The organism is Streptomyces gobitricini, from assembly GCF_039532985.1.
Taxonomy (GTDB): Bacteria; Actinomycetota; Actinomycetes; order Streptomycetales; family Streptomycetaceae; genus Streptomyces; species Streptomyces gobitricini.
Window position 1 is genome coordinate 425,366 of the sequence record NZ_BAAASR010000013.1, and the last position, 18,827, is coordinate 444,192.

The window sequence follows — 18,827 nt, forward strand, 5'->3', positions numbered from 1 at the left end:
GGTGACGCCCTGGCCCCGTACGACGGCGCGCCGCGACGCGGTCACCGCGTGGAGCCGACCGGCCGGCTCCACGGCGTCAGCAGAAGGTGACGCCCCGGTTCGAGGACGGCGGCAGCCCCGCTCCCGTACGACCTGTGCGTGTGCGCGTCTCGACGCACACCCCTGGCACCCGGCTCCCGGCGGCGGCCGTGCCGGTACCTTTCCCCACCGCGCTGCCACCGCGCTGCCACCGCGCTGCCACCGTGCGCGCTCAGCGCTCAGCGTGTGGCCGCCCGAACAGGCCCCGCAACGCCTGTGCCCGCCTGTGGAAAACGCGAGGGGCCGCGCCCCGTCGTACGGGGTGCGGCCCCTCGTCCGTGCGCGCCGGGCGACGGCTCAGCGGACCTCGGTGATCTCCGGGCCCCGCTGCAGCTGGCCCATGCCGCCGGAGAAACGTGACGTCTCCTGGTCTTCCTGCTGCACGCCCTCGGGCACCATCTGCGCGTCGTTCGGCAGCTTCAGAACGATCGGGTCGCGCGGCGCCATCGGCCCCTCGCCCCGGACCACGACGGTGTCCCGGAAGATCTGCTCCAGCAGCCCCGCGGCCTCCGGCTGCACCGCGCCCTGCCCGGAGATGACACCGCGCAGGAACCAGCGGGGGCCGTCGACGCCGACGAAGCGCACCAGCTGTACGCCGCCGGTGCCGTCCGGCAGCTTGACGGGGACCTGGGCGCGCAGCTCCCAGCCGAGCGGGCCCTCGACCTCGTCGATGACGCCGCCCTGCTGCGTGATCCCGGAGGCGATCTCCTCGCGGACCTCGCCCCAGATGCCCTCCTTCTTGGGCGCGGCGAACGCCTGCAGCTGGACGGCGCTGTCGCGCAGCACCACCGTCGCCGCGACGATCGCGTCGCCCGCGACCTCCACCCGCAGCTCCATGCCCTCGACCCCGGGCACGAACATGCCGCCCAGGTCCACCCGGCCCTCCTCGGGCCTGGAGACCTCGGAGACGTCCCACGGACCGTCGGGCCGGGGTGCCGGCGGAAGGTTCACCCGGCGCGGCTCGCCGTCCGCGTCATCAGTGTCGACCTCGTCGACGACCTGCTCGGCCTCGCCCGCTGCCTCGACAGCGGCACCGCTCTTCTTGCGACGTCCGAACACGTCACTGTCCTTCCCGGTCGGATACGACCGAAGCGTATCGATTCCCACCCGTCCAGCCCTCCGTGGCGGCATGACCGCCGGTGGACCCGAAGCCCCCCTCGGCCCGCGCCGAGCCGGGAAGCTCCGCCACTTCGTGGAAACGGACCTTCTCGACTTGCTGAACGACCAGTTGGGCGATCCGGTCGAACCGTTCGAACCGCACGCTCTCGCGCGGGTCCAGGTTGACCACGATCACCTTGATCTCTCCACGGTACCCGGCATCCACCGTCCCTGGGGCATTCACGAGGGCCACTCCGCAACGAGCTGCGAGACCCGAACGCGGGTGCACGAACGCCGCGTACCCGTCGGGCAGCGCGATGGACACCCCCGTGGGCAGGACCGCGCGCTCTCCGGGGGCCAGCTCGGCGGCCTCGGTGGTGACGAGATCGGCGCCCGCGTCGCCCGGGTGCCCGTACGACGGGACGGGCACCTCCGGGTCCACGCGGCGGATCAGGACGTCGACAGGGTTACGCATCAGGGGTTCACCTCGAAGGCGCGGGCGCGCCGGACCTGGTCGGGGTCGGCCATCGCCGCCTGGATCTCCTCCGGGCGGCCGTTGTCGATGAAGTGATCGACCTTGACCTCGATGAAGAGGGCGTCGGCGCGGACCGCGACGGGCCCCTCGGGGCCACCGATCCTGCCCGTCGCCGTGGAGTAGATCTTCCGGCCGTGTACGGCGGTGATCTCGGCCTCCAGGTGCAGCACCGTGCCGACGGGCACCGGGCGCACGAAGTCGGTCTCCAGCCGGCCCGTCACGGCGATGACCCGCAGCAGCCAGTTCAGCGAGCCGAGCGTCTCGTCCAGCGCGGTGGCGAGGATGCCGCCATGCGCCAGGCCCGGGGCGCCCTGGTGGTCGCCCGTGACCGTGAACTCGGCCGTGACCGTCACGCCCTCACCGGCCCGGGCCGCCAGGTGCAGCCCGTGGGGCTGTCCCCCGCCACAGCCGAAGCAGTGCTCGTAGTGGGCGCCCAGGAGCTCGCCGGGGGCGGGCGCGTCGGGGTGCCGTACCGGCGGTATGGCGTCGGCCGGGGGCGTCAGTGCAGTGCTCACAGCGGGAGACCTTACCCGCGCGGCGGACCACCGGTCGCGCCGTGCCAAGCTTGGGTGTATGCAGCCTTCCGCAGCGGCTTCCGTCCCGGCCTCCGACCCGCAGTACGACGAGCGTCTCACCGCTCCCCCCGCCTGGTGGGTGCTGGCCGCCCTGGCCGGTGTCGCGGGCGGGCTGATCATGCTGCCGCTGGGCACGCTGCCCATGCTGGGCGGTGTGATCCTGGCCGGCGCGCTGGCGTGCATGGCGGTCAGTTCGTACGGCTCCGCGCGTGTCAGGGTCGTGGCCGGTTCGCTGGTCGCCGGGGACGCCCGGATCCCGGTGTCGGCGCTGGGCGAGCCGGAGGTGCTGGACGCCGAGGAGGCGCGCGCCTGGCGGACGTACCGGGCGGACACGCGCGCGTTCATGCTGCTGCGCGGATACATCCCGGGCGCGGTACGCGTCGTGGTCACGGACCCGGCCGATCCGACGCCGTACGTGTACCTGTCGAGCCGCGACCCGAAGGCCCTGGCGGCCGCGCTGACCGACGTACGGGCGCAGGCGCGGAAGTAGACCCCGGGCGTCCCCGGCCGCGCGGCGCGTGCTCGCGGACGGCGCCCGGGAGGGGCGTGAAAGCGGAGAGCCGTCCCGGGGGCGCTAGAAGCCGATCCCCTTGGGGGGCCGCGGCTGTTCCAGCGGGGGCAGCGGGGGAAGCGCGTCCCAGGGCACCTGGCGGCTGCGGAGGTCCTTGCGGATGCGTTCGGCGAGCTTCTTGGTGTCGCGCCGGTTCATGACGGCGCCGACGGCCGCTCCGACCATGAACGGCATCAGGTTGGGCAGGTTGCGCACCATGCGCTTCATGATCTGCTGGCGCAGTTCGCGCTTCATACGACCGCCGAGGGCGGCGTTGACGGTGGTGGGCTTGGTGACGTCGATCCCGCGCTCCTCCGTCCAGGAGGTCAGGTACGCCGCCGCACGCTCCTTGAGGTTGCCCGGAGGCCGCTGGCCGTAGACCTCGTGGAGTTCGGCGATGAGCTTCAGCTCGATCGCCGCGACGCCCGTGATCTCGGCGGCCAGTTCGGCCGGCATGGCCGGCGGTACGGGCAGCATGGCGGCCGCGCCGATACCGGCACCCACGCTGGAGGTGCCGTTGGCCGCGCCCGCGATCAGCTTGTCCGCGAGTTGCTCGGGCGTCAGGCCCGGGAACTGTGCGCGCAGGGTCGCCAGGTCCCGGACGGGAACCCGGGGGGCGTTCTCGATGAGCCGGTCGGCGAGGTGGGCGAGGCCCGCCCTGGCGCCCTCACGGCTCCTGTGGACGCCGCGCATGACGGCGCCGAGGCGTCGGTCCCGGACGGGCGTCCCGGCCGGTGTACCGGCCGTTCCGTCCTGCCGGGTCGGCGCCCCTGCCCTTCCGGCTGCCTCGAGCGAGGCCGAGGGGCCTCGCTCGTCGTCACGCGCGCCGGGAGGGGGCAGGAGGGCGGGGTGCTCGGCGGGCGCGTCGTGGGCGCCTGGTGCCGGGCGTGTGCCGCCCTGGTACGCCTCCGGCTTCTTACGGAGCCGGAAGCGTCGCTTCCGAAAAGGGGTGTCGCCTGCCACGGCCGACGGACCTCAGTCGCAGTCGCGGCAGATCGGCTGACCGTTCTTCTCGCGGGCCAGCTGACTGCGGTGGTGGACCAGGAAGCAGCTCATGCAGGTGAACTCGTCCGCCTGCTTGGGCAGAACCCGGACGGCCAGTTCCTCGTTCGAGAGGTCCGCCCCGGGCAGTTCCAGACCCTCGGCCGCCTCGAACTCGTCGACGTCGACGGTCGACGTCGACTTGTCGTTGCGCCGGGCCTTCAGCTCTTCAAGACTGTCCGAGTCGACGTCGTCGTCGGTCTTGCGTGGGGTGTCGTAATCCGTTGCCATGTCGCTCTCCCCCTCTGGGTGGTTGCGGTGTCTCCAGCGCACGTAACGCGTGAGAGGCCGGACTTGTGCCCGACCTGAGGCGGAGATTTTGCCTCACATCAAGGTCTGTTACTCAATCGACACCCAACCGGACCCCTTGAGAGCGATCGGGTTTGGATGGCGAACGGGACCGTACACGGTCCGGAGGCCGCGCCGGATGGGCGCCACCCCGTTTACTTCCCGTGATCCCACCCCCTGGAAACCCGGACTTTTCCTGGTTTTCCGGGGAATTGTTGATCACGGAGAGTAGGTGTCCGGAAACGGTTCCCTGTGATCGATCACACACGGAAGCCTCGTGAGCGGGTCACGAGAATTCCGCGTAAAGCGAACACCAGGGACGGTCACCCGGCGTGTCACACCGGCAGCGTGACGCGCATGACGAGACCGCCGCCCTCGCGAGGCTCCGCGATGATACGGCCCCCGTGGGCCCGCGCCACCGACCGGGCGATCGAAAGACCGAGTCCGACGCCCTTGTCGCTGCCGGTTCGCTCCTGCCGGAGCCGCCGGAAGGGCTCGAAGAGGTTGTCGATCTCGTACGCCGGGACCACCGGCCCCGTGTTCGACACCACCAACAGCGCCTGCCCTGGCTGCGCCTGGGTGGTGACCTCCACCCAGCCCCCGTCCACGTTGTAGCGGACGGCGTTCTGCACCAGGTTCAGGGCGATGCGCTCCAGCAGGACGCCATTGCCCTGTACGGCGGCGGGGGCGCGCTCACCGCGGATCTCCACGCCCTTGGCCTCGGCCTCCGTCCGGGTCTGGTCGATGGCGCGCGAGGCGACCTCCGCCAGGTCCACCGGCTTGCGCTCCACGATCTCGTTGTCGCTCCGGGCGAGCAGCAGCAGGCCCTCCACGAGCTGCTCACTGCGCTCGTTGGTGGCGAGCAGCGTCTTGCCCAGCTGGTGGAGCTCCGCTGGGGCCCCGGGGTCGGACAGATGCACCTCCAGCAGGGTGCGGTTGATCGCCAGCGGCGTACGCAGCTCGTGCGAGGCGTTGGCGACGAACCGCTGCTGTGCGGTGAACGCCCGGTCCAGGCGGTCCAGCATGTCGTCGAAGGTGTCGGCCAGCTCCTTGAGCTCGTCGTCCGGGCCGTCCAGCTCGATCCGGCGGGACAGGTCGGTGCCCGCCACGTTGCGGGCGGTACGGGTGATCCGGCCCAGGGGGGACAGCACACGGCCCGCCATGGCGTAACCGAAGGCGAAGGCGATGACGCTGAGGCCCAGGAGGGCGAAGAGCGAGCGGCGGAGCAGGTCGTCCAGGGCATGCTGGCGCTGCTGGTTGACGCAGGCGTTCATCGCCCGGTTGAACTCGTCGGGGCCGGCCTCGACCGGGAAGTTGCAGACGGTGCTCGTCACCTGGCCGTTGACGATCTTGAAGGGGAGTTCGCTGCCGATGTGGAGCGCCTGGGCGGCGAGCAGGTAGATGATCGACAGCAGCAGGATGCCGGCGATCAGGAACATCCCGCCGTACAGCAGGGTGAGCCGTATGCGGATCGTCGGACGCAGCCAGGGGCGGACGGGGTCCCTGGGGTCCCAGGTCGGCTTCGGGGGCGCCTGTGGTGGCACGGGAGCGGGCGTCGTGGCCACGGGATCAGATCCGGTACCCGGAACCGGGCACGGTGACGATCACGGGCGGTTCGCCGAGCTTGCGGCGGAGGGTCATCACGGTGACGCGTACGACGTTGGTGAAGGGGTCGGTGTTCTCGTCCCAGGCCTTCTCCAGCAGCTGCTCGGCGGAGACGACCGCGCCTTCACTGCGCATGAGGACCTCCAGGACGGCGAACTCCTTCGGCGCCAGCTGGATCTCCTTGCCGTCCCGGAACACCTCGCGCCGGTTCGGGTCCAGCTTGATCCCGGCCCGCTCCAGCACGGGCGGCAGCGGTACCGTCGTACGCCGCCCGAGCGCCCGCACACGGGCCGTGAGCTCACTGAAGGCGAACGGCTTGGGGAGGTAGTCGTCGGCTCCGATCTCCAGGCCCTCCACCCGGTCGCTGACGTCACCGGAGGCGGTCAGCATCAGGACGCGGGTGGGCATGCCGAGGTCGACGACCTTGCGGCAGACGTCGTCACCGTGGACGAGCGGCAGGTCACGGTCGAGCACCACCACGTCGTAATCGTTGACCCCGATGCGCTCCAGGGCGGCCGCCCCGTCGTACACGACGTCGACGGCCATGGCCTCCCGGCGCAGACCGGTGGCCACCGCATCGGCGAGCAGCTGCTCGTCCTCGACGACGAGTACGCGCACGGCGTGGTTCCTTCCTCCGAGCCCGGTTCCGGGCAGGTCGTTCGCACTGACTGTGCGTGTCCATCCTGCCCCGAACGCGCGTAAACCGGCTGTAAGGCGGCCTGGGACGGGAGGCTACCGCTGGGCGGCGGTAGGGGAATGAACGGAATTCACGGACCAGTTGAGGTTTCCGTGAGGAAGCCGCTGGGGAGGACGACTGCACACCCGAGATCACGCCCCGTATGTGGCGCGCCACAAACCGCTCTGTCCCCCAGAGGTGCAGTGCGTGATCGATCGACAACCCTCGGCACACCCCCGTGCCACCGACCCATGACGAGGGGGCGCACGATGGACGCTTTCACCGCAGGACTGCTGCAGCGCATAAGGGCCACGGAGACCGACCTCACTCGGGCTCGCGAGACGGGAGACGACTTCCTGGCCGATGTCGAGCAGGCTGAGCTCGACGACCTGCACCGCCTCGCGGCGGAACACGGCGTGGAGGTCACCACCGCGATGGCCTGACCCGGGGCAGGGCAGCGCCAAGGCCCCGGTGTGCCGCGGATCCCCCGCGGCACACCGGGGCCTTTCACTTGCCTGCCTCCTGCCTCCTGCCGCCCGTCTCTCGCGCCGGGGCGCGGTTCCGGCCGGCCGGGCGCCGGGGCACGGTGCGGCAGCGCCCGGCTCCTGCGGGGCCTGTGGGAGGCGGGAGCCGGGCCGGAGGGCCTCGCTAGTCGTGCCAGGCGCCGAAGTCCTCCAAGAGCGCCTGGAGCGGTTCGAAGACCCCCGGAGGCGCCGCCACAGTCAGCTCGCCGGTCGGCGGCGTACCCGGCCGGCCACCGGTCAGGGCGCCGGCCTCGCGGGCGATCAGGGACCCGGCCGCCAGGTCCCAGGGGCTGAGCCCCCGCTCGTAGTACCCGTCCAGGCGGCCGGCGGCGACGTCGCACAGGTCGATCGCGGCGGAGCCGCCGCGCCGGATGTCGCGGAGCCTGGGGATCAGGCGCTGCGCCACGTCGGCCTGGTGGGCGCGGACCCGGGCCACGTAGTTGAACCCCGTCGAGACCAGGGCCTGGTCCAGCGGCGGGGCGGGGCGGCAGCGGACGGGCCGGTCGTTGAGGAACGCGCCGCCGCCGAGGACCGCGCGGAACGTCTCACCCCGCATGGGGGCCACGACGACCCCGACGACGGCCTCGCCGTTCCGCTCGGCGGCGATCGACACGGCCCAGGTCGGCAGGCCGTAGAGGTAGTTGACCGTGCCGTCGAGCGGGTCGACGACCCAGCGGACGCCGCTCACGCCCTCCTTGGCGGCTCCTTCCTCGCCGAGGAGCCCGTCGTCGGGGCGGTGCTCGGCGAGGAAGCCGGTGATCAGCTTCTCGGCGGCGATGTCCATCTCGGTGACGACGTCGATGGGGCTCGACTTGGTCGCCGCGACACCGAGGTCGTCCGGGCGGCCGTCGCGCAGCAGGGCGCCCGCCCGGCGCCCGGCCTCCAGGGCCACGTCGAGGAGCTCCATCAGGAGCGGGTCACGCTGGTCGGTCACGGCCCCTCCTCAGGCGTACGGGCTGTCGGCACCGGCAGCCGCGGGGCGCGCGGCGCGGGCGGGGCAGCAGCCCACGGGGCACAGGTCGTGCGACGCGCCGAGGGCGCCCAGCGCACAACGCTCCACCGCCCTCCCGCGCTCGGCCGCCGCGCGTTCGAGGAGCAGGTCGCGGACGGCGGCCGCGAAGCGCGGGTCGTCGCCCACAGTCGCGGACCTGCGCACCGGCAGGCCCAGCTCGGCGGCCTTGGCGATGGCCTCGGTGTCCAGGTCGTACAGGACCTCCATGTGGTCCGAGACGAACCCGATCGGGACCATGACGACGGCCGGCGCCCCGGCGCCGTGCAGGGCCTCCAGGTGGTCGCAGATGTCGGGCTCCAGCCAGGGGATGTGCGGGGCGCCGCTGCGGGACTGGTAGACGAGCTGCCAGGGGTGCTCCACGCCCGTCTCGTCCCGTACGGCGTCGGCGACGAGCCGGGCGACGTCCAGGTGCTGCCTCACGTACGCGCCGCCCTCCCCGTGCTCCTCCACCGGGCCGGAGGTGTCGGCCGCGGCGGTCGGGATGGAGTGGGTGGTGAAGGCGAGGTGGGCGCCGGCGCGGACGGACTCGTCGAGCTGGGCCAGCGACGTGAGGACGCCCTCGACCATGGGCCGGACGAAGCCGGGGTGGTTGAAGTAGTGCCGCAGCTTGTCGACCCGCGGCAGCGGCAGCCCCTCCGCCTCCAGAGTGGCGAGGGCGTCCGCCAGGTTCTCCCGGTACTGGCGACAGCCGGAGTACGAGGCGTAGGCGCTCGTGGCGAGGACGGCGATACGGCGGTGGCCGTCGTTGACCATCGCGCGCAGGGTGTCGGTGAGGTACGGCGCCCAGTTCCGGTTTCCCCAATGGATGGGCAGGTCGAGACCGGCGTCCGCGAAATCCTTGCGCAGCGCGGCGAGCAGCGCGCGGTTCTGGTCGTTGATCGGGCTGACGCCGCCGAAGAGGAAGTAGTGCTGCCCCACCTCTTCGAGGCGTTCCTTGGGGATGCCCCTCCCCCGGGTCACGTTCTCCAGGAACGGGACCACGTCGTCGGGGCCCTCGGGTCCGCCGAAGGAGAGCAGCAGCAGGGCGTCGTACGGGGCTGGATCGCGCTGATCGGACACGGGATCGGCCATGGCATCGGACATGGGATCGATCCTGCCACCCGGGTCGGACAGCCGGGAAACCGCCGTGCGCGGTCACCCGTTCGGACGTAACCTGTGAAGGCTGCCCATACGCCTTACGCCACGCGCCCTACGCCTTCCCGGCCGGAGTACCCCCTTGCCCAGTCCCTACCGCGCGATCTTCTCCGCCCCCGGCACCGTGGGGTTCTCCACCGCCGGTTTCCTCGGCCGCATGCCGCTGGCCATGATGGGCATCGGCATCGTCACGATGATCTCCCAGCTCACCGGCCGCTACGGCCTGGCCGGTGCGCTCTCCGCGACGCTCGCCGTCTCAGCCGCCGTGCTCGGCCCCCAGGTCTCCCGGCTGGTCGACCGGTACGGCCAGCGGCGGGTGCTGCGCCCGGCCACCCTGATCACGGTCACGGCCGTGACGGGGCTGCTGGTCTGCGCGCAGCAGGGGCTGCCGGAGTGGACGCTGTTCGTCTTCTCCGCGGCCGCCGGCTCCGTGCCGAGCATCGGTGCCATGACCCGGGCCCGGTGGGCGACGATCTACCAGGGCTCGCCGCGCGAGCTGCACACCGCGTACTCCTTCGAGTCGATCATCGACGAGGTGTGCTTCATCTTCGGCCCGATCATCTCCATCGGGCTCTCGACCGTGTGGTTCCCGGAGGCCGGCCCGCTGCTGGCGGCGATCTTCCTGGCGATCGGCGTGTGGTGGCTCACCGCTCAGCGCGGCACCGAGCCGAAGCCCCATCCGATCGAGCAGCACACCGGCGGCTCGGCGCTGCGCTCCCCCGGCCTCCAGGTCCTGGTGGCCGCGTTCGTCGCCACCGGCACCATCTTCGGCGCGGTGGACGTGGTGACCGTGGCGTTCGCCGAGGAGGCGGGCCACAAGGCCGCGGCCAGCCTGGTGCTGGCGGTGTACGCGCTGGGCTCGTGCCTGGCGGGTGCCGTCTTCGGGCTGCTGCACCTCAAGGGCGAGCCGTCGCGCAGATGGGTCGTGGGCGTCTGTGCGATGGCCGTGAGTATGATCCCCCTCCAACTGGCCGGGAACCTGCCGTTGCTGGCCGTGGCGCTCTTTGTCGCGGGCCTCGCCATCGCGCCGACGATGGTGACGACCATGGCCCTCGTCGAGGCCCACGTACCGCGCACCAAACTGACCGAGGGCATGTCCTGGACGGGTACCGGGCTCGCGGTCGGCGTGGCGCTCGGCTCCTCGGCCGCCGGCTGGGTGGTCGACGCGCACGGGGCGGCCGCGGGGTACGCGGTGCCCGGTGTGGCGGGAGTGCTCGCGGCCGTGGTGGCGTTCCTGGGGTACCGCCGGCTGCGCAGGCCGGTGCCGACGCGGGAGGGGCAGCGTGAGCGGGACTCTCAGGGCTCTGGGGAACCGGAGCGAGAAGGACACGTGGCGTAACTGGGCGGGGACCGTGACCGCGAGGCCGGTACGGGAGGCCCGTCCCGCTTCCGTACAGGAGCTGGCGGACACGGTGCGGACCGCCGCCGAGGAGGGCCTGCGGGTCAAGACGGTCGGTACGGGTCATTCGTTCACGTCCATAGCCGCCACCGACGGCGTGCTGGTCCGGCCGGATCTGCTGACCGGCATCCGCCGGATCGACCGCCGCCGGATGACCGTGACGGTGGAGTCGGGCACCCCGCTGAAGCGGCTGAACACGGCCCTGGCACGGGAAGGCCTGTCGCTCACGAACATGGGCGACATCATGGAGCAGACGGTGGCGGGCGCCACCAGCACCGGGACGCACGGCACGGGCCGGGACTCGGCTTCGATCGCCGCGCAGATCAGGGAGGTCGAGCTGGTCACCGCGGACGGCAGGGTGCTGACCTGCTCCGAGAAGGAGAACCCGGAGATCTTCGCGGCCGCCCGGATCGGGCTGGGCGCGCTGGGGATCGTCTCGGCCATCACCTTCGCCGTGGAGCCGGTCTTCCTGCTCACCGCGCGGGAGGAACCCATGACCTTCGACCGGGTCACCTCGGAGTTCGACGCGCTGCACGCGGAGAACGAACACTTCGAGTTCTACTGGTTCCCCCACACGGGCAACTGCAACACCAAGCGCAACAACCGCAGCGCGGGGCCACCGGCGCCGCCCGGGCGGGTCAGCGGCTGGATCGACGACGAGCTCCTCTCCAACGGCCTCTTCCAGGTGGTGAACTCGCTCGGCCGGGCGGTACCCGCGACCGTCCCCGCCATCGCCAGGGTCGCCAGCCGGGCCCTGTCCGCCCGTACGTACACGGACATTCCCTACAAGGTCTTCACGAGCCCCCGCCGGGTGCGGTTCGTCGAGATGGAGTACGCGCTGCCGAGGGAGGCGGCGGTCGAGGCGCTGCGCGAGCTGAAGGCGATGGTCGACCGGTCGCCGTTGCGCGTCAGCTTCCCGGTGGAGGTCCGGACGGCACCCGCCGACGACATCACGCTCTCGACGGCGTCGGGCCGGGACAGCGCGTACATCGCGGTGCACATGTACAAGGGCACGCCGTACCGGTCGTACTTCACGGCGGCGGAGCGGATCCTGACGGCCCACGGCGGACGCCCGCACTGGGGCAAGCTGCACACGCGTGACGCGGCGTACCTCGCGGAGGTCTATCCGCGGTTCGGGGAGTTCACCGCGTTGCGTGACCGCCTGGACCCGGAGCGCATGTTCGGCAACGACTATCTGCGGCGGGTCCTGGGAGCCTGACCCCGGGAGCCGGTCCTGAGAGCCTGACCGCGTTCACCCGGCCGGTCCGGCAGCGGACGGCGTCGGGGCGGGGGGCGGTGTGGGGGTGGGCGTGGGAGTCGGGGCAGGGGTCGGGGTCGGCGAGGGGGTCGGGTCCGGCGTGGGGGCCGTGGGGGCTGTGGGGTCGGCCGGGGCAGGGGTCGGGGTGCCGGCGCCGTCGTCCCGTCCGGTGTCCTGGTCGCCGGGTTCCGGCGTCCGCTCCGGCCCGGGCCGCTCGTCCGGGTGCTGTTCGGGGTGGGTGGCCGGCGGAGTGGTGTCCGGCCGGCGCCCGGAGTCACCGCCGCGTACGACTCGGCTGATGGTGGTCCCCTTGCCGCCGCTGAAGTCCTGACCGGACATCAGCTCGTACGCGGTGATGCCCGCCATGGCGACGCCGAAGACCAGCGCCGCCGCGACCGCCGAACGTTTCCAGCCACGGACTCGGGTGCCGTACGTGGTGGCACCGCCGAACTCCCCGTGGGCCTCCGGTCGCCCTTCGGCCCATCGCCCCGGCCGCCCCCGGCCCGCTGCTCCGGCCCGACGGGTGGCCGGACCGGGCCGGCGGGCCTTCGGGCGGACCGCTTGGACCGTGGCCCCGCGTACCCGCTGCCCCGTGCTCTTGAACACGTGCTGGAAGACCGAGCCCCCGCACGTGGCGATGACGCTGATGACGCCCGCGCCCAGGACCGTGCCGTAGACGCCCATATTGGAGGCGAGTTTCGCCGCCACGACGGCCGCCACGGCGCTGCCCGCGACCTGGGCCGCGTTCAGGTCGGGCCGCTTCCTGCCGCTCCGCATCCCTTCTGCTCCTGTACTCCGCGTGGTTACCTTCTCGTCCATCTCTGTCCTTGTTTCACCCATCTGCACCAACATGCAGAGAGAAGGACCCTTTGGGCGAACTGGATGGTTCCATTTCTGCGGATTCTGTGAAGGACCGCACGTATGAGGACCGGTCAGGGCATCCAACTGCCGTACCCGGGGAGAACTTCGGCGGCGCGCCGGTCCACCCAGGTGGCCCGAATGGAGTACTGTGGCGAGCCCTGGGCCCCGATCCCTTTCGGGTGTCCGGGACCAACGGGAGGGGGCCGAAAGCGGCACTCGTTCCGGCGGCGCCGCAGCACCGCACGGCCGCCTGCCGCACAGAGCGACCAAGCTGGTCACTCTGAGTGGCGAACAGGTAACCGTGCCATAACGGCGTTCCAGGGCCCACGCCCGACACGCCGGGCAACTCGGCAAGGTTGTGGCAGGCTGCACCCGGGCAGGCCACACTCGACTAGCGGAAGCAGCGACGCAGGTGACGTCGGCAGGCACCACCCGGGAGGTCCCCATGCCCGAACTGCGTGTCGTGGCCGTCTCCAACGACGGCACACGACTGGTGCTGAAGGCTGCTGACAGCACGGAGTACACGCTTCCGATCGACGAACGGCTGCGCGCCGCCGTCCGTAACGACCGCGCCCGCCTCGGCCAGATCGAGATCGAGGTGGAGAGCCACCTCCGCCCCCGCGACATCCAGGCACGTATACGCGCAGGCGCCTCCGCCGAAGAGGTCGCGCAGCTCGCAGGCATCCCCGTCGAGCGGGTACGCCGCTTCGAGGGCCCGGTCCTCGCGGAACGCGCCTTCATGGCAGAGCGAGCCCGCAAGACCCCCGTGCGACGGCCCGGCGAGAACACCGGTCCGCAGCTGGGCGAGGCGGTCCAGGAGCGGCTGCTGCTGCGCGGCGCCGACAAGGACACCGTGGCCTGGGACTCCTGGCGACGCGACGACGGAACGTGGGAAGTGCTGCTCGTCTACCGCGTCGCCGGCGAGGTGCACTCGGCGAGCTGGACCTACGACCCGCCCCGTCGGCTGGTCCAGGCCGTGGACGACGAGGCGCGCGCGCTGATCGGCGAGACCGACGACGCGGTGGCCGTGCAGGAGCCGAGCTTCCCGTTCGTCCCGCGCATCGCGCGCCTCCCGCGCGACCGGCCGCTGGACCGCGCCCTCGACCGGCAGATCGAGCGCCCCGCGCCCGTTCCGGCACCCGAGCCGGAGGAGGAAAGCGAGCGCGACTCGCTGACCAGCCTGCTGGAGGCGGTTCCGAGCTTCCGGGGCGACATGGTCGTCCCCGAACGCCCGGTGGTCGAACCCTCGACGACCGAACCGGTCGAGGAACCCGACGCGGAGGAGCCCCCCGCTCCCGCCGCCTCGGCGGGCGCCGGTTCGGCGTACGCGGACGTCCTGATGCCCCGCGCGGTGAGCGGTCACCGCGACCGTCTGACGGGCACGACCGACCGCCAGGCCGAGGCGGACGGCGTCCGCCCCGGGCGGCGCGCCGCGGTCCCGAGCTGGGACGAGATCGTCTTCGGCACACGCCGCAAGAAGCAGGAGTAGCCGGGGCGAGCAGCAGCGACCGCGGGCGGCGGCGGCACGGCCGGCAACGGGTCCGCCCGGCAGGACGGGTGGCCGAGCGAGCGGCCTTGGGCCCGGCCCCGCGGGGCCGGGCCCAAGGCCGCTGGGCACGGGGCCGCCGGAGTCAGCCGCGGGCGGAGCCCTTGGCGACCGGGCGGGCGGGGTCGGACGACCACTCGGACCAGGACCCCGCGTACAGGGCCGCCCGAACACCCGCGATCTCCAGGGCCAGGACCTCGTGGGCGCCCGAGACGCCCGAGCCGCAGTACACGCCGACCTCCGGGGCGTCGCCCGCGCCCAGGGCCTTGAAGCGGCTCGCCAGGGCCTCGGCCGACAGGAACCGGCCGTTCTCGTCGACGTTCTCCGTCGTCGGCGCCGAGGCCGCGCCCGGGATGTGCCCGCCCACGGGATCGATCGGCTCCACCTCGCCCCGGTACCGCTCCCCCGCCCGCGCGTCCAGCAGCAGCCCCGTGCGGGCCAGCGCAGCCGCCCCGTCGGCGTCCAGCAGCGGCAGGGCGCCGGGCTCGGGCGCGAAGTCACCGGGTGCGGGAGTGGGTGTGTCCGTCGACAGCTCGCCCCGCCAGGCGGCCAAGCCGCCGTCCAGTACCCGTACGTCCGTGTGACCCGCCCAGCGCAGCAGCCACCACGCGCGGGCGGCCGCCCACCCCTGGCCGCCGTCGTAGACCACGACCGGCCAGTCGGCGCGTACGCCCGCGCGGCGCATCACCGTGCCGAACTCCGCCACGTCCGGCAGCGGGTGGCGGCCTCCCGTGCCGGGCGGGCCGGCCAGCTCGGTGTCCAGGTCGACGTACACGGCGCCCGGGATGTGTCCCGCTTCGTAGGCCGGCCTGCCGGGCGGGCCACCGAGCTGCCAACGGACGTCCAGGAGGACCGGAGGGCGCGCGCCGGTCAGCTCGTCGACGAGTTCTGCTGCCGAGATGATGGGGTTCATGACGTCATCCTCGCGCAGAAGCACCGGGTGACGGGCATATGCACGGGTACTGAGAGCCCCCGTGGGGATGGGCAACGGTTTTTCGGGCATTCTCCTGCGGAATCGCGCCAATCCACGGCGCGGCCGGGACGCACCGAGCGGCCGACGGTGCGAGCATCTGACGGGGCGTACAGCCGGGCTCACAGCTGGTGGCGACACCGCGCCGGCGACCCGCACCGGCACGGCACACGCCCGGTCCCCGTACGGCCACGACGATGGTCCGAGGAGAGAGTGACGATGACCGAGGCGACTCGGCACGAACCCGGTACACCCTGCTGGGTGAGCTTGATGGTGCGTCGCCTTGACGCGACGCAGGAGTTCTACGGGGAGTTGTTCGACTGGCAGTTCGAGCCCGGTCCGCAGCAGCTGGGCCCGTACGTCCGCGGGCTGCTCGACGGCAGGGAGGTGGCGGGCATCGGCCAGCTGCCCGCCGACCGGGACCTGCCGACCGCCTGGACGACGTACCTGGCGACGGACGACGCGGACGAGACCGCCGAGGCGATCCGGTGCAGTGGCGGCACGGTCGCCGTCGGTCCGCTCACCGCCGTCGGCGCGGGGCGGCTGGCCATCTGCTCCGACCCCACAGGGGCGGTCTTCGGGGCCTGGCAGGCCACCGGGCACCCCGGTACCGCCGTCGTGGGCGCCCCCGGCACCCCGGCCTGGAACGAGTTGCTGACCCAGGAGACGGAGTCGGTCAGCAAGTTCTACAAGACGGTGTTCGGGTACGAGCTCGATCCGGTCGTCTCGGCCGATCTCGATCTGGTGATGCTGAAGGTCGGGGAGCGGCCGGTCGCCTCCCTGCACGGCGTCGGCGCCTCCTTGCCGCGCGACCGGGGCGCCCACTGGATGACCTGGTTCGAGGTGGCGGACACCGACGCGTCGGCGCGGCGGGTCACCGAACTGGGTGGTCAGGTGCTGCAGGCGCCTCGCGACGCCCCGGCCGGGCGGCTGGCGACCGTCGCGGACCCGGAGGGCGCGGTCTTCACGATCGTGCGGTCGGCCGGTCGCTGAGCTCTTCGGCCGGGACCGGCAGCACGTCCGGTGAGAGGGCGGCGGCACGGGCGGTGGCGGCCGTCATACGGCGCCGGTGGTGACGGCGGCAGAGCACCTCGTACCCGACCTCGCCGACCTCGTCACCGGCGTTGACGTCGCCCACGACGACCTGGGCGCCCTCGACGACCATCTCGCCGCCGACGGTGCGCGCGTTGTGGGTGGCGCGCGCGCCGCACCAGCACAGGGCCTCGACCTGGAGCACCTCGACACGGTCGGCGAGTTCGACGAGGCGCTGTGAACCGGGGAACAGCTTGGAGCGGAAGTCGGTGGTGATGCCGAAGGCGAAGACGTCCAGTTCGAGGTCGTCGACGACGCGGGCGAGCTGATCGATCTGCTCGGGCGCGAGGAACTGCGCCTCGTCCGCGATCACGTAGTCGCAGCGGCCGCCCTTGGAGAGGTGGCCGACCAGGTAGGAGTAGAAGTCGAACCCCTCGGCGGCCTCCACGGCGTCGGTGACCAGACCGAGCCGCGAGGAGAGCTTGCCCTCGCCGGCCCGGTCGTCACGGGTGAAGATCATGCCCTGGAGACCGCGCGCGGAGCGGTTGTGCTCGATCTGCAGAGCCAGGGTGCTCTTTCCGCAGTCCATGGTTCCGGAGAAGAACACCAACTCGGGCATGGGGAAGTGACGGCCTTTCGGGTCAGGGCGCGGTGGGGAAGGCGGGTCAGGAACGTACTTCGAGGAGCGGGACGAGCTGCTCCACGGGTGTCATCGAGCCGTGCACGCCGACCATCGCCGACTCGTTCGGCTCGTTGACGGACGCTGTGATGATGACATCGTCGTAGGCGGCCGCGATGACGTCGCCGATCCTGCCGTGGACGCGCTCGTCGATCGTCGGGCCGAACCAGCCGGCCTCGATCGCCTCGTCACGGCTCGCCACCCAGAACTGCTCGCCGAGCACCTCGCGCCAGCAGGCCAGTACGTCCGACTCGGCGCCCGGCACCGCGTAGACGTGGCGGGCCCTGCCCTCGCCGCCGAGCAGGGCGGCCCCGGCGCGCAGCTCCCAGTCCTCGTCGAAGTCGATGCGGGACCGCTCGTCGAACGGAATGTCGATCATGCCGTGGTCGGCGGTGACGTAGAGCGCGGTGCGGGGCGGCAACTGCTCGGCGAGGCGCTGGACGAGCCGGTCGACGCACATCAGCTGGCCGCGCCAGGCGTCGGAGTCGACGCCGAAGCGGTGGCCGCTGCCGTCGACCTCGCTGTAGTACGTGTAGACGAGCGAGCGGTCCCCGGCGGCCAGTTGCTCGGCGGCCAGGTCCATCCGCTCCTCACCGGTGAGCCGGCCGTGAAACGTTCCGCCGCTGAGCGCGACCTTGGTCAGGGGCGTGTCCCGGAAGGTCGGCGACGAGACCTGCGCGGTGTGCACCCCGACCGTGTCGGCGAGCTGGAACACGGTCGGGTACGGCTGCCAGACGTGCGGCGGTGTCCATGGTTTCCAGCGCAGCTGGTTCATCAGCTCACCGATCGCGGGGTCGCGCACGGTGTACCCGGGCAGGCCGTGCTCACCGGGCGGGCGGCCCGTGCCGACCGAGGCGAGGGAGGTCGCGGTGGTGGCGGGGAACCCGGCGGTGATGGGCCGCCCCGTGCCGCCACGGGAGCTGCCGAGGAGGGACGCCAGAAAGGGGGCCTCGTCGGGGTGGGCCTTGATCTGCTCCCAGCCGAGGCCGTCGATCAGGAACACGCAGTTGCGGTCGGCGGGCGTCAGCTCGGCGATGCGGTGCTCGAAGCCGGGCACGCCCAGGCCGGCGGCGATGGTCGGCAGCAGGTCGGCGAGGGAACCGGAGCCGTACTCGGGCACCGGTGCGGTGTCGAGGCAGAGCGGCACCGGTTCGTCGGGCCAGGCGGACGCCATGTGTGCGGGCTGAGCCATCAGCGGGTGGCCGCGGTGGCTTCGGAGAGCGCCTGGGCGAAGGCGAGGGCCTGGCGGACCGTCTCGGGACCGTCACCGGCCTCGCTGACACGGAGACTCAGGTCGTCGGCCGTCGAGTTGCCGGTGTAGCCGTGGTCGGCGTCGCAGTTCGGGTCGCCGCACGCTGCGGGCTCCAGGTCGATCCGGGAGACGGCGCCCCAGCCGATCGTGAGGACGACCTCACGCGGCAGGGTTCCCGGCGTGTACGACTCGGGGTTGGCCACGACGCGGCTGAGCACGACGGACGAGATCCGGCCGAGCTTGACCGACTCCGTGGACGTGGTGGCGTACGGCGTCGGGGAACTGGTGTCGGCGTTCTGCTCGTCGGTGTGGCTGACGATGAAACGGGTGCTCGTCAGGACGAGGACCGTGACGTGCCGGCGCACCTCGTTGGCGTCGAAGGTGGTCTCCTGGTGGACCAGGTACGACGCGATCGGCTCCCCGCCGACGGCGGCCTCCACCGCCTCGGCCACAAGGGCCGGGTAGTAGCCGCTGCGCTCGATCGCCGCGCGCAGCCCCTGGGTGGTCGTACCGGTCTTCGCCATGGACTCCATCCTACGGGGGTGTGGTGACTGCGCGGCACGCTCGGCAGCCGGGTCGGTACCGGGCCTCGGTGGGGTGGGGCGGGTGGGTGACGGACTCCCGGGGCGGTGGGCGGTCGCCGGGGGGCGGGGGCGTGCGGGTAGGTGGGTGGTCTCCGGGGAGGCGGGGATGGTCATCGGAGGCGGGGGGCGG

20 protein-coding genes are annotated in these 18,827 nt (G+C 72.3%); 6 read left to right on the forward strand and 14 right to left on the reverse strand.

The window, feature by feature from the left end; all coding sequences use genetic code 11:
* Positions 1 to 375 precede the first annotated feature (375 nt).
* The 3 genes from ABD347_RS11460 to ABD347_RS11470 are packed head-to-tail and all read right to left on the reverse strand — an operon-like array spanning position 376 to position 2,226.
* Positions 376 to 1,137: a DUF3710 domain-containing protein gene (locus tag ABD347_RS11460; RefSeq protein ID WP_344359799.1), complete on the reverse strand. Its 762-nt coding sequence runs from the start codon at positions 1,135 to 1,137 to the stop codon at positions 376 to 378.
* 1 nt (position 1,138) lies between these two features.
* Positions 1,139 to 1,651 carry a dUTP diphosphatase gene (dut, locus tag ABD347_RS11465; protein ID WP_344359801.1) on the reverse strand — a complete coding sequence of 171 codons (513 nt, stop codon included), beginning with the start codon at positions 1,649 to 1,651 and terminating at the stop codon, positions 1,139 to 1,141.
* A complete protein-coding gene (locus ABD347_RS11470; protein ID WP_344359803.1) occupies positions 1,651 to 2,226 on the reverse strand; it encodes a PaaI family thioesterase in 576 nt (191 codons plus the stop codon). The genes dut and ABD347_RS11470 overlap by 1 nt, the downstream gene beginning before the upstream one ends.
* Before the next feature lie 58 nt (positions 2,227 to 2,284).
* Here ABD347_RS11470 and ABD347_RS11475 point away from each other — a divergent pair, with 58 nt between their 5' ends.
* Positions 2,285 to 2,776 carry a DUF3093 domain-containing protein gene (locus ABD347_RS11475; protein WP_344359805.1) on the forward strand — a complete coding sequence of 164 codons (492 nt, stop codon included), beginning with the start codon at positions 2,285 to 2,287 and terminating at the stop codon, positions 2,774 to 2,776.
* A gap of 84 nt (positions 2,777 to 2,860) precedes the next feature.
* Here the strand turns inward: ABD347_RS11475 and ABD347_RS11480 are convergent, their stop codons facing one another.
* From ABD347_RS11480 to ABD347_RS11495, 4 genes are all read right to left on the reverse strand, one after another.
* Positions 2,861 to 3,799 (reverse strand): hypothetical protein, encoded by a 939-nt coding sequence (locus tag ABD347_RS11480; RefSeq protein WP_344359807.1) that lies wholly within the window; start codon positions 3,797 to 3,799, stop codon positions 2,861 to 2,863.
* Between the two features lie 12 nt (positions 3,800 to 3,811).
* On the reverse strand, positions 3,812 to 4,108 hold the full coding sequence (locus ABD347_RS11485; protein WP_003955561.1) for a DUF4193 domain-containing protein: 297 nt from the start codon (positions 4,106 to 4,108) through the stop codon (positions 3,812 to 3,814).
* A 392-nt stretch (positions 4,109 to 4,500) separates the two neighbouring features.
* Positions 4,501 to 5,730, reverse strand: coding sequence for a sensor histidine kinase (locus ABD347_RS11490; protein WP_344359809.1), 1,230 nt, complete (start codon positions 5,728 to 5,730; stop codon positions 4,501 to 4,503).
* A 4-nt stretch (positions 5,731 to 5,734) separates the two neighbouring features.
* Positions 5,735 to 6,388 (reverse strand): response regulator transcription factor, encoded by a 654-nt coding sequence (locus ABD347_RS11495; protein WP_084902137.1) that lies wholly within the window; start codon positions 6,386 to 6,388, stop codon positions 5,735 to 5,737.
* Between the two features lie 327 nt (positions 6,389 to 6,715).
* On the opposite strand from ABD347_RS11495, the gene ABD347_RS11500 reads away from it, so the two are divergent.
* On the forward strand, positions 6,716 to 6,889 hold the full coding sequence (locus ABD347_RS11500; protein ID WP_344359812.1) for a hypothetical protein: 174 nt from the start codon (positions 6,716 to 6,718) through the stop codon (positions 6,887 to 6,889).
* A gap of 205 nt (positions 6,890 to 7,094) precedes the next feature.
* Here the strand turns inward: ABD347_RS11500 and ABD347_RS11505 are convergent, their stop codons facing one another.
* Positions 7,095 to 7,877: an inositol monophosphatase family protein gene (locus ABD347_RS11505; RefSeq protein ID WP_344359866.1), complete on the reverse strand. Its 783-nt coding sequence runs from the start codon at positions 7,875 to 7,877 to the stop codon at positions 7,095 to 7,097.
* Positions 7,878 to 7,913: 36 nt separating this feature from the next.
* Entirely contained in the window at positions 7,914 to 9,041 is a 1,128-nt protein-coding gene (locus tag ABD347_RS11510; protein WP_344359868.1) for a ferrochelatase, read from the reverse strand.
* A 157-nt stretch (positions 9,042 to 9,198) separates the two neighbouring features.
* Between ABD347_RS11510 and ABD347_RS11515 the strand changes: the two genes are divergently transcribed.
* On the forward strand, positions 9,199 to 10,455 hold the full coding sequence (locus ABD347_RS11515; RefSeq protein WP_344359814.1) for an MFS transporter: 1,257 nt from the start codon (positions 9,199 to 9,201) through the stop codon (positions 10,453 to 10,455).
* Positions 10,421 to 11,734 (forward strand): D-arabinono-1,4-lactone oxidase, encoded by a 1,314-nt coding sequence (locus ABD347_RS11520; protein WP_344359870.1) that lies wholly within the window; start codon positions 10,421 to 10,423, stop codon positions 11,732 to 11,734. Before ABD347_RS11515 ends, ABD347_RS11520 begins: the two co-directional genes overlap by 35 nt.
* Before the next feature lie 33 nt (positions 11,735 to 11,767).
* Here ABD347_RS11520 and ABD347_RS11525 read toward each other — a convergent pair whose 3' ends face one another.
* Positions 11,768 to 12,550 carry a hypothetical protein gene (locus ABD347_RS11525; protein WP_344359816.1) on the reverse strand — a complete coding sequence of 261 codons (783 nt, stop codon included), beginning with the start codon at positions 12,548 to 12,550 and terminating at the stop codon, positions 11,768 to 11,770.
* 529 nt (positions 12,551 to 13,079) lie between these two features.
* Here ABD347_RS11525 and sepH point away from each other — a divergent pair.
* Complete coding sequence (sepH, locus tag ABD347_RS11530) at positions 13,080 to 14,123, forward strand: septation protein SepH (RefSeq protein WP_344359818.1); 1,044 nt, start codon at positions 13,080 to 13,082, stop codon at positions 14,121 to 14,123.
* Positions 14,124 to 14,265: 142 nt separating this feature from the next.
* Here the strand turns inward: sepH and ABD347_RS11535 are convergent, their stop codons facing one another.
* On the reverse strand, positions 14,266 to 15,093 hold the full coding sequence (locus ABD347_RS11535; protein WP_344359820.1) for a sulfurtransferase: 828 nt from the start codon (positions 15,091 to 15,093) through the stop codon (positions 14,266 to 14,268).
* 276 nt (positions 15,094 to 15,369) lie between these two features.
* Here ABD347_RS11535 and ABD347_RS11540 point away from each other — a divergent pair, with 276 nt between their 5' ends.
* The gene (locus tag ABD347_RS11540; protein WP_344359822.1) at positions 15,370 to 16,143 is read left to right on the forward strand and encodes a VOC family protein; all 774 of its coding nucleotides are present in this window, start codon (positions 15,370 to 15,372) and stop codon (positions 16,141 to 16,143) included.
* Here ABD347_RS11540 and ABD347_RS11545 read toward each other — a convergent pair.
* Genes ABD347_RS11545 through ABD347_RS11555 form a run of 3 tightly spaced genes read right to left on the reverse strand, consistent with a single transcriptional unit; the run spans position 16,115 to position 18,637 of the window.
* On the reverse strand, positions 16,115 to 16,801 hold the full coding sequence (locus ABD347_RS11545; protein WP_344359824.1) for a thymidine kinase: 687 nt from the start codon (positions 16,799 to 16,801) through the stop codon (positions 16,115 to 16,117). The genes ABD347_RS11540 and ABD347_RS11545 overlap by 29 nt on opposite strands.
* A gap of 46 nt (positions 16,802 to 16,847) precedes the next feature.
* Positions 16,848 to 18,053: an alkaline phosphatase family protein gene (locus ABD347_RS11550; protein ID WP_344359826.1), complete on the reverse strand. Its 1,206-nt coding sequence runs from the start codon at positions 18,051 to 18,053 to the stop codon at positions 16,848 to 16,850.
* The gene (locus ABD347_RS11555; protein ID WP_344359828.1) at positions 18,053 to 18,637 is read right to left on the reverse strand and encodes a DUF5998 family protein; all 585 of its coding nucleotides are present in this window, start codon (positions 18,635 to 18,637) and stop codon (positions 18,053 to 18,055) included. Before ABD347_RS11555 ends, ABD347_RS11550 begins: the two co-directional genes overlap by 1 nt.
* Positions 18,638 to 18,827 lie beyond the last annotated feature (190 nt).